15 protein-coding genes are annotated in these 11,795 nt (G+C 64.8%); 7 read left to right on the forward strand and 8 right to left on the reverse strand.

The features are described from left to right. The first annotated feature begins 10 nt into the window (after window positions 1-10). The 4 genes from CJ179_RS51105 (at window position 11) to CJ179_RS46445 (ending at window position 2,598) form a co-directional block, all read left to right on the forward strand. Window positions 11-442 (forward strand): AAA family ATPase, encoded by a 432-nt coding sequence (locus CJ179_RS51105; protein ID WP_143549055.1) that lies wholly within the window; start codon window positions 11-13, stop codon window positions 440-442. After that, entirely contained in the window at window positions 439-660 is a 222-nt protein-coding gene (locus CJ179_RS46435) for a hypothetical protein (protein ID WP_095865953.1), read from the forward strand. Before CJ179_RS51105 ends, CJ179_RS46435 begins: the two co-directional genes overlap by 4 nt. After that, window positions 657-1,802, forward strand: coding sequence for an LLM class flavin-dependent oxidoreductase (locus CJ179_RS46440; protein WP_095865954.1), 1,146 nt, complete (start codon window positions 657-659; stop codon window positions 1,800-1,802). The genes CJ179_RS46435 and CJ179_RS46440 overlap by 4 nt, the downstream gene beginning before the upstream one ends. Window positions 1,803-2,157: 355 nt before the next feature. Next, on the forward strand, window positions 2,158-2,598 hold the full coding sequence (locus CJ179_RS46445) for a hypothetical protein (RefSeq protein WP_143549056.1): 441 nt from the start codon (window positions 2,158-2,160) through the stop codon (window positions 2,596-2,598). Between the two features lie 256 nt (window positions 2,599-2,854). Here the strand turns inward: CJ179_RS46445 and CJ179_RS46450 are convergent, their stop codons facing one another. The 6 genes from CJ179_RS46450 to CJ179_RS51910 all read right to left on the reverse strand — a co-directional run bounded on the left by CJ179_RS46450 (window position 2,855) and on the right by CJ179_RS51910 (window position 8,058). Beyond that, window positions 2,855-3,595, reverse strand: a complete 741-nt coding sequence (locus CJ179_RS46450; RefSeq protein ID WP_257016230.1) for a hypothetical protein — start codon at window positions 3,593-3,595, stop codon at window positions 2,855-2,857. Continuing rightward, window positions 3,519-4,427 carry a nucleotidyltransferase gene (locus CJ179_RS46455; RefSeq protein ID WP_095865957.1) on the reverse strand — a complete coding sequence of 303 codons (909 nt, stop codon included), beginning with the start codon at window positions 4,425-4,427 and terminating at the stop codon, window positions 3,519-3,521. Before CJ179_RS46455 ends, CJ179_RS46450 begins: the two co-directional genes overlap by 77 nt. Window positions 4,428-4,850: 423 nt before the next feature. Further along, entirely contained in the window at window positions 4,851-5,537 is a 687-nt protein-coding gene (locus CJ179_RS46460) for a hypothetical protein (RefSeq protein WP_095865958.1), read from the reverse strand. A 307-nt stretch (window positions 5,538-5,844) separates the two neighbouring features. After that, the gene (locus CJ179_RS46465) at window positions 5,845-7,044 is read right to left on the reverse strand and encodes a histone-like nucleoid-structuring protein Lsr2 (RefSeq protein WP_095865959.1); all 1,200 of its coding nucleotides are present in this window, start codon (window positions 7,042-7,044) and stop codon (window positions 5,845-5,847) included. Window positions 7,045-7,542: 498 nt separating this feature from the next. Beyond that, window positions 7,543-7,689, reverse strand: a complete 147-nt coding sequence (locus CJ179_RS51905; RefSeq protein ID WP_218834942.1) for a hypothetical protein — start codon at window positions 7,687-7,689, stop codon at window positions 7,543-7,545. A gap of 219 nt (window positions 7,690-7,908) precedes the next feature. After that, a complete protein-coding gene (locus CJ179_RS51910; RefSeq protein ID WP_179377911.1) occupies window positions 7,909-8,058 on the reverse strand; it encodes a hypothetical protein in 150 nt (49 codons plus the stop codon). 298 nt (window positions 8,059-8,356) lie between these two features. Here CJ179_RS51910 and CJ179_RS46470 point away from each other — a divergent pair, with 298 nt between their 5' ends. Together CJ179_RS46470 and CJ179_RS46480 are read left to right on the forward strand one after the other, a co-directional pair. Continuing rightward, the gene (locus CJ179_RS46470; protein WP_257016231.1) at window positions 8,357-8,830 is read left to right on the forward strand and encodes an N-formylglutamate amidohydrolase; all 474 of its coding nucleotides are present in this window, start codon (window positions 8,357-8,359) and stop codon (window positions 8,828-8,830) included. A 494-nt stretch (window positions 8,831-9,324) separates the two neighbouring features. Further along, window positions 9,325-9,615, forward strand: a complete 291-nt coding sequence (locus CJ179_RS46480) for a DUF4193 domain-containing protein (RefSeq protein ID WP_095865960.1) — start codon at window positions 9,325-9,327, stop codon at window positions 9,613-9,615. 163 nt (window positions 9,616-9,778) lie between these two features. Here CJ179_RS46480 and CJ179_RS46485 read toward each other — a convergent pair whose 3' ends face one another. After that, window positions 9,779-10,660, reverse strand: coding sequence for a zeta toxin family protein (locus CJ179_RS46485; protein ID WP_179377912.1), 882 nt, complete (start codon window positions 10,658-10,660; stop codon window positions 9,779-9,781). Then, window positions 10,650-11,096 (reverse strand): hypothetical protein, encoded by a 447-nt coding sequence (locus CJ179_RS46490; RefSeq protein ID WP_095865961.1) that lies wholly within the window; start codon window positions 11,094-11,096, stop codon window positions 10,650-10,652. The genes CJ179_RS46485 and CJ179_RS46490 overlap by 11 nt, the downstream gene beginning before the upstream one ends. Window positions 11,097-11,302: 206 nt before the next feature. On the opposite strand from CJ179_RS46490, the gene CJ179_RS46495 reads away from it, so the two are divergent. Beyond that, window positions 11,303-11,764 carry a MerR family transcriptional regulator gene (locus CJ179_RS46495; protein ID WP_095865962.1) on the forward strand — a complete coding sequence of 154 codons (462 nt, stop codon included), beginning with the start codon at window positions 11,303-11,305 and terminating at the stop codon, window positions 11,762-11,764. The last annotated feature ends 31 nt before the right edge of the window (window positions 11,765-11,795 follow it).

Genomic DNA, 11,795 nt, shown 5'->3' on the forward strand with positions numbered 1-11,795 from the left:
GGTGCAGCAGATGGTCTCCACAGTGGATCCGTGGCCATTGGTCGGGCGCAAGGAGGAACGGCACCTGATCAATGCCACGATCACCGGCACCGGCGGCTTCGGCGGGATCGCCATTGCCGGCGCCGCCGGAGTGGGCAAGAGCCGACTCGCCAGAGAAGCGATCACCCATGTCCGCCCCGGCCGATGGATACCACGGTGGGCACGCGCCACTACGTCGGCACGGGCACTACCACTCGGCACCTTTACCGAATGGGCCGGCGGCGTTGCGACGGAGCCAGTAGTAGGACACCTGCACCGCACCTCCCTAAAGCCGGCCTCGCCGGCCGCGACGACCTCGGCGCCATCCTCACCGGCAATCAGCCCCCTCCCCATCGGGGTCACCAACTGGAGTAGCCGACTACGCCACCCCACCATGCGCGGCGAACGCACCCTGAAACCATGACTCCTCCACTCACACCCCGCGAGCAGGCGCTACGGCGACTGCCTCAGCCTTACTCCCTCGCGCTACGGCTGCGTGACGCGGGCGTAGCCGACGACCAGATGTGCACGTACCTCGACGTCGACACCCACGCACTCCCACCGCTCCTCGAGCTCGCCGACGCGAAACTCACCGCCGCACTCCGCACCACCCCAGAAACCGAACCGGAGGCACAACCATGAACGGCTTCAGAACCGGGCTGATGGAACCCGGCGTCAACCCCCGCTTCGCCCCTGACCTGCTGCTGCGCAACACCCGAGCACACGCGGTCGCCGGCGGCGCCGATTCGATGTGGCTACCCGACCACCTCAACAGCCTCCTTCCCGCCTCGATCTGGAAACCCACCTACACCGGTATAGCCAGGTTCATCCCGAGGGCGGACGCGTTCTACGAGCCCTGGACCACCGTCGGCTACCTCGCCGCCCACAACAAGCTCGCCCGCCTGCGACTCGGTGTCGGCGTCACCGACGCCGGCCGCCGTAACCCCGCCGTCACCGCCCAAGCCGCCGCCACCCTCCACCTACTCAGCCGCGGCCGCGCCATCCTCGGCTTCGGCCCCGGCGAGCGCGAAGGCAACCAACCCTACGGCGTCGACTGGTCCCAGCCGGTCGGACGATTCGAGGAAGCCCTCGCCACCATCCGCACCCTGTGGAACTCCGGCGGCACACCAGTCACCCGGGACTCGACGTTCTTCCCGCTGCGCGACGCCATCTTCGACATCCCACCCCACAAAGGGACCCGGCCACCGATCTGGGTCGCCGCGCACGGGCCGCGGATGCTGCGCATCACCGGCCGCTACGCTGACGCCTGGTTCCCCAGCTACGCGCAAACCCCGAAGGAGTACGCCGAGAAACTCGACACCATCCGGGCCGCCGCCGACAACGCCGGCCGCGACCCTCAGACCGTCCTGCCCGCTGCCTTCTTCTTCGTCCTCACCGCCCGCACCGACACCCATGTCGACGAGATGATCAACTCGATCCCCGCCCGAATCTTCGCCCTCTGCGCTCCCGCCCACGTCTGGGCCCGCCACGGTGTCGAACACCCCCTCGGCCCCGACTTCACCGGCGCCCAAGACCTGCTCCCCCACACCATCGACGAAACCACCGCCCTCGACTACGCCGACCGTGTCCCGCCCTCACTCGTCCGCGAAACCCTCCTCACCGGCACCCCCGCCGACATCCTCGACCAACTGGCCGAATGGCGGGACCACGGAGCCCGCTACGTCGTCCTCGGCAACCTCAGCTCCTTCCACCCCCATCTGAGCGTCGGCCTCGCCTCATCGCTACCACTCGTCCACATTCTCCGAGGCATGAGACGGCTCTGAGGACAGTCACCGGTCGGATATGCAGCGATCATCCCGGACGCGTCCATGACGCAAAAGCTACTTCGTCTCGGTCGACTCCTTCCAAACATGGCTCATGCGGGGGCAGTCCCCCGCACACACCCGGCTTCGATGATGGGGTGAGTGAGGTGCGCGCTGGTCGAATTCATCACCACCGTCCCGTCCTTCGACGCGATTACCGTCCATGAGTAGCGCCGACTGTTCGCAGCTCAACGGTCCACGCGCCTCGGGCTCGCGGCGGCGCGCAGGTGGGGGGTCGTTGTCGTCGATGTACGCCACGGAATCGATCCGGCAACCGGCGATGCGGTCGCGGACCTCCAGCCGAGCCCAGTTCTCCATGATCCTCGACAAAGTAGCCGACTTCGAGCAGCCGCCGGTCGAACACTCGCTGTGGCGCGACAGCAGAGCCGCGTTCTCTCGGGGCAACTACCGCAAGACGATCGTCGATGCCGCCACCGCCACGGAGATCGTTCTCGCCCAACTCGTCAAGGAAGCCGAGAGTTCCACCAAGACAAAGTTTCCGAAGTACGGCCGTGGCAGCGCCCGCGGCATCGCAAACTACTCGACGTGGTTAGATAAGCTTGATGACTTCTCCTACACCCCTCATCTCAATCTCGGTATTCTCCGTAAGGCCCGGAACGACACGGTGCACAGCGGCCGCCAACCGACCCACGACGAAGCACTAACAGCGTGCAACGCAGCGGGGGACATCGTGACCCTGGCTCGCGACTCCGTCGAGGATGCGCTCGCCGTGGAATGGAAGGCTGATGCAGATTGATGTAGATGCCAACGGATACGCCTGGGCAGCAGGTTATCCCACTGCCGGGTGGGCCCAACCGGTTCTTCTCCAACCAATCAATCCGTGGGTGCAATAACAACACCAACCGCTCCGCCACAGCTGCGGACGGATCGGTCAACGGCAGCAGGTACGGTGCCGCCGCCGACGATCGAGCAGTGAAGGACTTTGCATTCGTATCCCCGTAGCATTCATCTCGCGGATTCCACGGTCGACCACTATCGCAGTGGTCGTGCGGTTAACTGGTCAACTGGTCAGATTGCATGTTCCCCACGTACGTATCCGCGTCTTGGTACGACGCATGGCCCTTGGATCGGTCGACGAGGCGGAGTTCCATCCCTCCTTGCGTGTAGCGGTCGGTGAAGTAGCGACCTTCGATTTCAGTGGGCTCGCGCCGGGCTATGTCGAATGAGCAGGTCCCGAGGTGCCTGGGACTGCGCTTAGCGTGCTCAGGCCGAGCGCCGTTCTGATACAGGAAGCTGAGCGTTTCTGCGTCCGCGCCGGCGGTGTGGTCCCAGAAAAAGGCTTTACTGCTGCTTGCACTCTCGGCGGTCATTTGCCTGACGTGCAGAGACCAGTACGACTGGCTGATGACGACGTAGGCCGGAATCGGTCCCCAGTTGCCGCCCACCGGGATATGGCTTCCGGCTGCGGGCGTCAGCGTCACTTTCCAGAGTCCGTCGATCCGCGGCCGGTGTGTCAGGAGCTTCAGGAGCGGGGCCTTCCACAGCCAGAGATCCCACACAACCAATCCGGCGGTGGCCAGGATTGGGAAGACCCCGACCACTATCCTGGCGAGGCTGTCGAGCCTTATGCCCATGACCGCCAGTACAGCGGTGTAGGCGAATCCAATGACGACAGCAACGGTGCGAACGGGTGTAGTTGGGCGCACGATAACCGACCTAGCTCCCGTACCCGAAGTGTCGCCATGTCGCGAGCACGAGGGCCATCCCGTCCTCCACCGACCACTTCTTGTCATGGGTGAACAGCCACGTCATCCTGCTGGGTTCAACCATCAAGCGTTCGTTCTCTTCCTCTTCGAGAAGCAGGAAGAGTTCCAGCAGGGTCGCCTCGAACCCTTCATCGAGACTCCCGCGGGTCAGCGTCGACTCGTCGACGTTGAAGACGAGACACTCCATGAAATAGGAGGGTAGCTCGTCGATCGTCCCCTGTGCGGCGAGGAAGTTCTCCGCGTTTTTCAACGCGCGAACGTACTTCTTGTAGCGATAGTTGGTGCGGGTGTTGAGATTCCGCCCATTGTCGAGCTGCTGCTGCGGCCAGTTCACGACCTTCGCACCGTCATCGGTCGGGAAGACGCAGCTTCCTTCCCAGCTAACCGTGCGTTCGGGGTTGTCGTAGCGGCGGTAGTCGAAGCTTGGAACGACGTCAGCGCTCGGTCGGCTTCCTTCCACAGCACTGATGTTGATGGCGATTTTCCCGCTCGTGTCGACGGACTCCTTGCCGAAAGCCTCGACGAGGGCATTGACAACCGCGTTCCTCCACGTCCTGGGTGTCCATTCCCCCTGGTAGGGGCGAGGAGGAGGTTCGATACCTGTTATACCGGGTTTGTAGTCGTAGTAGAGGCAGTCCTGCAGTTCCACTGCCACATCGACGTCACTGTCGCGCCGGACATTGGTGTTGTTCGGGTAGCTTCCCTTGGTGTAAACGAGAACATTGCTGCCATCGAAGTCGCCGCAGGTTGTGATGGCCTTACGCACCATGTCCTCAGCCCGCGCCTGCTGTTGTTGCTCATTCTCACTCGACGGCTTGATCCACCTGTTCAGAAGCTCCGCACGATCGGACGCCGACATCCCCACTAGGTTCCACCTTTCGTCGAGACGACGATACTGTGCCGGTCCGACAGCAGTGTGCCGAGAAGTTGCTGTGTACCCCAAGTCCGTGTGTTGCCCGTCACTGAAGATGCAGATGATCGCGTCGCTGTAAATGCAGACGGCCTCGGACTGTTTTCGAGGTTTTCGTCGGCATGGTGACGGCGTTGTCGTCACGTTGAAGGCGCGGTCTGCATGTTGTTGACCGCCCGCGGTCGGCGAGAAACCCATCCACGAATGGCTCGAGGTGTGCCCGTTCCTGACCGAACCGCCCCACCATCACCGAATAGCCCGTTCGAGATGAACGAGGCACGCCCGAGTCCGCCGCGACATGGGGCTCGTCTTCCTCGGCCGGCGCGGAGACGACGTCGCGTACGCGTCGAGGACACGATGAGTCAGGCGCGGTCACCCGGTGCCGACGTCCTCGACTGGGGCCCGGGACAGCACCCGCGCCAGGGCCGCCGTTGCCGTCAGCACGGCGGCCACCACCGCGATAACGCACACGAATGTCGCAGGGGCGGTGGAATACCCGAACAGCCCAGCGGCGCCCACACCGGCAGCGGTGGCCATCAGCGCACCGACCGGAAGCAACACCGCGAGCATCCGCACGGTCGCCGCACGCCGATCATCACCCGCCGCGGCCAACACCCACCACACACCCAGCAAAGCGCACCCGTACGCCAGCACCGCGCTGCCGGCGTAGAGCACAAGCACCACAGCCCATTCCACCGCGATGCCCACAGTGGCCGTGAACACCACATAGATCAACACGAGCATCGGCGACAATCCCACCGTGATACCAGCAAGGGCCGCGGCGACGGTCCGGCCGAGCAGGAAGGTGCGCCGACCGCGGCGTTGTTCGGCACTCGCCGCGTCCCTCACTATCCGCCACCCGGACAGCCACAGCACCATCCCGCAACCGGCCCCGACCACCGTGAGGACGGCCATCACCACAAGCCATGGATCAGTCACAGCTGGCTGGAACGACGTCGCCACCGTGTACGGGCGCGACGTAAACGCGGCGAACACCACCGCCGCGACCAGCCCGACGACCAAACCCACAACCCCGAAGATCCCGCTCTGTCTCCCCACCCGCCCATCGTGTCACCGGTAGGTGCTCAGATACCGGCAACTGCGGCCACCGGTGGTTCCCCAAGACATGTGTGACCCTCGCGATCCATTTGCGCGGAACTCGTCACGTCAGGTGCGCCGGGATACCTCGCACCCCTCCCCGGCACCGCTGCGGCGGCGGACAACCGCCGACCGCCGACCGCCGACCGCCGACCGCCGACCGCCGACCGCCGACCGCCGACCGCCGACCGCCGAGGATCATAATTCCAACAGGCTCATAGCCTTCACGGCAGGACGGCCACGCTGTGCTTCAGGGCAATGTCGCAGCTCACGCGACCGGCATCTCGGCCTGAGCAACATGGAAGGCTCGCTCGATCTCGACCGAAATCCGGCCGCGGGAGGACACCTCATGACCCGTCCCGATCGCCCATTCACGAATCTCCCTCGGTGACTTCTTCGCCGGAGCCTTACTCGCCGCTTCCTTCTTCGCTGGCGCCTTCGCCGCGACCGTCTTCTTCACGGCCGTCTTCTCCGAAGTTGCCTTCGTCGCGACTGTTTTCTTCACGGCCGCCTTCTCCGAAGTTGCCTTCGTCGCGACTGTTTTCTTCCCGGCCGTCTTTGTCGCGGCCGTCTTTGTCGCGACTACCTTCTTCTCCGCCGGAGCCTTGCGCGGCGCTACCCTCTTGACCGGAGCCGCCGCCGCGGCCATCTTCTTGGCAGCTGTCGTTTTCGCGGCCGTCGTCCTTACTGGCGCCGTTTTTGTCTGAACCTTCTTCGACTGCGCGTCGTGGAAGGCTTGCTCGATCTCGACCGGAATCCTTCCTCGGGAGGACACCTCGCGGCCATCTGCGATCGCCCAATCGCGAATCTCCTTGGTCGTCTTCGCCGGAGCCTTACTCACCACTGTCCTTTTCACCGGAATTTTGGCCGTGACCGGCTTCTTCACGGTCGCCTTCTTCACGGTCGGCTTCTCCGCAGCCGTGTTCGTCGCGACTGTCCTCTTCTCCGCCGGAGCCTTGCTCACCGCTGTCCTCTCGACCGGAGCCGCCGCGGCCGTCTTCTTGGCAGCTGCCTTCTTCGCTGCCGTTTTCTTAACCGGTGCCGCTGCCTGAATCTTCTGCGTCTGAGCGTCGTCGAAGGCTTGCTCGATCTCGACCGGGATCCGGCCGCGGGAGGACACCTCCAAGCCCGCCCCGATCGCCCACTTACGAATCTCCGTGGTCGTCTTTTCCGCTGGAGCCTTGCTCGCCGCCGTTCTCTTTGCCGGGGCCTTTTCCCGGAGTACCTTCTTCACTGCTTTCTTGTTCGTAGCCGTCGTCTCCGCTATTGCCTTCTTCACAGCCGTCTTCTTTGCCGACGCCGGTTTGACCTGAGACTTCTTCGCCTGCGCGTCATGGAAGGCCTGTTCGATCTCGGCCGAAATGCGGCCGCGGGAGGACAGCTCCAAGCCCGCCCCGATCGCCCACTCACGAATCTCCTTGGTCGTCGTCTTCGCCGATCCTGCACAACCCCTCGGTGATACCGCCATGTTGTCTCCCTATTCGTCAGGCAATCGTCGAACGCACACAGTAGCGGCATTTCGATCCTCTTCCCGCCAGCGGATCGGAAGGGCGACCAACCACACGCGGGCCGCACTGACTTCCGAGGACCTGCGCTGTCACCCTTTCGTCCAGCGACCACACCGAGCACCATCTGTCGACGGTGCCGACGAAGGCACGACTATTGCGGCCAACTAGGCCTGGCATTTCCTGATTCATCGCGAGAAGAACGCATGCGAATATGATTGCGCTGCAATAGGGTCCGTCGGATAGCAGTCAACGCGGCGGAACCCTCGGGCATGCACGGCCTCGCGACTGCCATGACGCGAAACGCAGCCCAGCACAGAATAACGGTGGGAAAGTGTTCGAGCCCGCCATCGCGGCCGCGAGGAGCCCGAGCGGAAGCAACACCTAATACCCCACTTTCCCAACGGATCTACGATCCCATTGCGGGTTATGGACACTGCGTTATGGCAGTGGTGAGGTTGTCAAAAGAACACCCAATCGGCATCCGTCCGCACCTTCAAATCGGGCCCGAGCTGGAAGACGAACAGATCGACCGTTCCCGGCCGGGCGCCGGTCACCTCCACCGTCGTCGTCGCCGTATCGATCGGGCTGTTCGCTCTGCCAGTCAAAGCGGTCATGGTGTGTGCCGGCCCCCCGGGGCGGGGCCGAGCCCTTTCCTGCGTCAACTGGTGTGGCACAGAACCTGCCGTCGCCGGTGCGAATTCATGCCAGACCTCTGATACTCCATCGTGGGGGCAGCAACCGGCCCCCGCTACGGCCGACCCGAAACTTCCGTGCCCGATGCCCGGACTCGGCACGGATTGGAATCAGTTCGGATCCCATTGCCATCATTCGAGACTGTTGAGCTCATCGAGAACCTGATCGACGGCGGTGGACGGGATACGGAAGTCATCGCCCTCCGAAGCCCGGAGACGGTCGCGTACGTAGGCGAGGATGGCGAGTTCACGCTCGAGGTCTGCTGCGGTTCGGTCGCTCACGGTCTCATCCTGCCCTGGAGGGACGGTGATCCGAACTGTGCTGCCCGGCGGCGTCGAGACGAAGGCTGGCGGTGTGGCACGCGTGCGAATACTTCCTTCAGGGGGACATGTCGTCTCCGCTGGTAAACGGACCATTCAGCCGGTCCGGTCGTAGGCGGTGCGACCCCTTGTCGCCTGTCGGCCGGGGTGCCACGCCCCGCACCCTTTGTCCCATGTCCGCAAGCACCGGAAACCCCAGCCCTCGACGAGACGCTGCCGTCTCTGGCCCCCCGCCGACATCTCCGCGGATCCGCACACAATGGCGGTGGTGACGCGCACCGGAACGGACTTCGAGCTGCAGATTCACACGTCCATCGCGGCGTTCGATGCCGTGGCAGAGCAGTGGCTCCCTGCCGTGGCCGGGCTCGCGGTCACGGTCCTCGTGCACACCGTCGACGCCGAAATGGGTCGGCCACGGTATCTGCCGCCCACCGAGCCCGCCGAGTGGGCGCGCGCGATCCTCTCGACCGCCGGCGCCTCGCATGGATACTTCCTTGGAGCCGTCGACCCGGACACCGGCGGCCACCGAGATGGGCAGCTCGCATACCGCCTCTATGGACAGTCCCGCCCACGGGTGATGCACGGTGCAACAGCCAACGCTTGCTCGCGCGAGTTCCGCCTCGGCACCGACCATCAGGCGATTCCCGTGCCTCGACAGGTGGTCCCCTGCCCGCACTATCTGCTCTCGGCCATCGACGGCAGAGAGCAGATCACCGTTCCCACGACGGCCTGATAATCGCCGACGCTGCGGCACAGCCGAATCGGCTCTTGACCTGCCATGACGACATGTCCCCCAGTACCCCAGCGGACGCGGCTGCCGAAGCACGGCCAGGTATTACGACGGTGACGAGGCGAACCTCCTGTCACAGCCTCCGGAGATCGCGGTACGCGTGAGCGCGGGTGCTGATCGTCTGGTGAGGTCGGTGACCGTGGCCGCGGGTGTCGCGGTCGGTGAACCGTTTCGTCGCCCGTCCTCGCTGCATGGTGGGTGGTGCGAGTTCTCGACCCGATTATTCAAGTACTTCGAGCGGCGATACTCGACCGATGCGATCAGCTCGCGGCGGGCGACCTGATAGCTGTCGAGTTCGTCGGTGACGATCACCCGCATCGCATACTCCGCCCCAAGAGGTTGAAGTCGCAGCACACGATGCCCCCGACAGCGTGACGCGCCACCGCACCCTCTAGTCTGGCGGATCCGACCACCCAGAGCATGAGGAAAGATCAGTCATGGCCACCGACTACGACGCACCACGAGTCACCGAATCCGACGAGTCGGACACGTCCCTCGAACAGCTGACCGCCAGCCGGAAAGACACCCAGTCCCCCGCCGTGGACGTCGAGGACGCCGACACCGCCGAGTCCTTCGAACTACCCGGCGCCGACCTGTCCGGTGAAGAATTCACCGTCCGCGTCATCCCCAAGCAGTCTGACGAATTCACCTGCACCAGTTGCTTTCTGGTCCACCATCGCAGCCGCCTCGCCGAACATCAGCAGTTGCTCTGCCGGGACTGCGCCTGAGGACGTCGATCAATCGGATTGCCTCGCATCTCCGGGGTCCCGGGTTTCCCGGATTCGGTCGTCATCGTCCTCGCTGAGAAGCCTTTCACGTCGCTCGTGGGCTCGCGGCCGAGGCGTTGCGGATTCAGATCCTGGCGGGTGGCACGTGGCACGGACGGAAGGGTCAGGGCTCGGGTCGGTCGGCCGGAATCTGCGGGTAGACCACGACGCCGTTCTCCTTCACCCACGTCTCGTCTCCACCATCGGCGTGCTCGACGAGCAGCTCGACGGTCGGGATCTCCGCGGACAGTGGGTGATCGAACGCGGCCCGCGCGTTGCGGGCGCACACCGTCTCCGCGGAATTATCGGCGTAGAGGGCGTCGATGACGAACCCCGGGGTGAATCGGCCACCGAACCCGTCACCGCCACGCAGCGCTTCCTGCCGGCCCCGCCACCACCGGGTCAGAGCGCGGGCCCGGGTGATGTGTTGAGGTGCTTCGACATCGAGGATGGTGAACTTCTCATAGTCCGCGTAGGCGAGGTCGCGCATGAGCCGCGGACCGAGGCCGGGCCAGCTGAACGTGCCCTCGAGGACCAGGTTCTCCCCGCGGGACAGGCAGATCTCGGTGATGACGTCGAGGATCTTCGTCGACTCGGTGTGCACCAGGGTGGCGAGTTCACGCGGCATCAGCCGGTGCCCGTCGGCCAGTTCGATGCTCAGCAGGTCGGTGTAGATGCCCTGCTCAAGCGTGTCCCGCAGCAGGTAGTCCTTGAGCCTGTCGGCATCGAGCACCCGCCATCCCCGCCCGGCGAGGTGCCGGCGGTCGATGCTCGATGACTTGCCCACCCCGGGTGGGCCGGCGGTTGCCAAAGCCAGGAACTGACGGCCGACACCGACGTCGGTTTGCTCGGCCAGGTAGGCGTCGACGATCGCGTCCCGTGTTCGGCGACGGGCGACCGGGTCGAACAGGTGGATGGAGGCGGAGGGGCCGTCCTTGTCGAGGATCCCGCCGGGCCGGCACCAGGCCTCGAGGTCGGCGGCAACAGCGGCGGGGTCAGAGTGCATTCGCCTGCGCACGCCTGTCGGCCGTGGCCGCGAGCAACACCCGGTAGTCGTCGTCACTCAGTAGGTCGCGGGAGCGTTCGATCTGATCCCACGTGCCCCGCACGTAGCTCTCCCCGAGCGGGTCGTCGCCCGGGACGTGCCCGAAGGTGTAGTCCCAGGCAATCAGTTCGGTCATCATCCGGTCGTGGTCGATCCGCTTCGCCGCATGCTCGAGCAGCACCTCCCGCGGGGACCGGTCGCGGGCCGAAGGGTTCAGCCGCAGCTTCTTCACGATCCGGCTGACCTCCGGCTGGGTGACGGCCAGGTTCTTCGCGATCACCCGCTGCGGCACCTGATTGTCCGTCGCGTGCGCCACCGCACGCAGCAACTTGATCTGCAGCAGTTCCTTCTCCGCCGGGATCGCCCGCAGGTCGCGCTCCACATCCGTCAACGCCATCGCACACCACCTCCAACTGCAGTTATACAAAATTGTATCACTGCTACGAGGGCTACCCGATGGGAAGGTCACGCCGGCGGGAAGTGGAGGGGCCTATCGAGTACGCCAATCCCCCGCAAGCCCACTGATCCGCCGGGCCCGGGGACCACGGGTGTGACTCACCTGACCTTTGACTTCAAGTACTTGAAGTTCTTAGCGTCGATGGTGTGAGTGCACGAACCACCCGACACGTCTACACGATCAAGGACGCGGCCGCCCTGACCGGACTTCCGGCCAGCACGCTGCGCTACTACGAGTCGGTCGGGGTGATCGCACCGGTCAGCCGCGGGGAAATCAGTAAGCACCGGGTCTACGACGAGGACGACCTGGGTCAGCTGTTGGCCATCGCGTGCCTGGCAGCGACCGGGATGTCGGTCAACGACATGAAGGAGTACGTCGCCAACGGACAACTCGGACCCACGGCCGCCTCCGCGCAGATCGCGTTGCTGACCGAGCGCCGGCAGCAACTCGCCCTCGAGGCCCAGCAGGTCGCACTCCGTCAACGCTACGTCGACCTCAAGATCGACTACTGGCGCGCGATCGACGCCGGCGACGAACCTCGGGCCGCGCTCCTCGCGGCCGAGGCGAGCGCACTCGCCGACGAACTCCACCACACCAAGAAGCGCTAACCCCCACCCACCACACCCCCGGTACGCGCCC

Origin of the sequence: Rhodococcus sp. ACS1 (assembly GCF_002300155.1) — a bacterium.
In the GTDB taxonomy this organism is placed as follows: domain Bacteria; phylum Actinomycetota; class Actinomycetes; order Mycobacteriales; family Mycobacteriaceae; genus Rhodococcus_F; species Rhodococcus_F koreensis.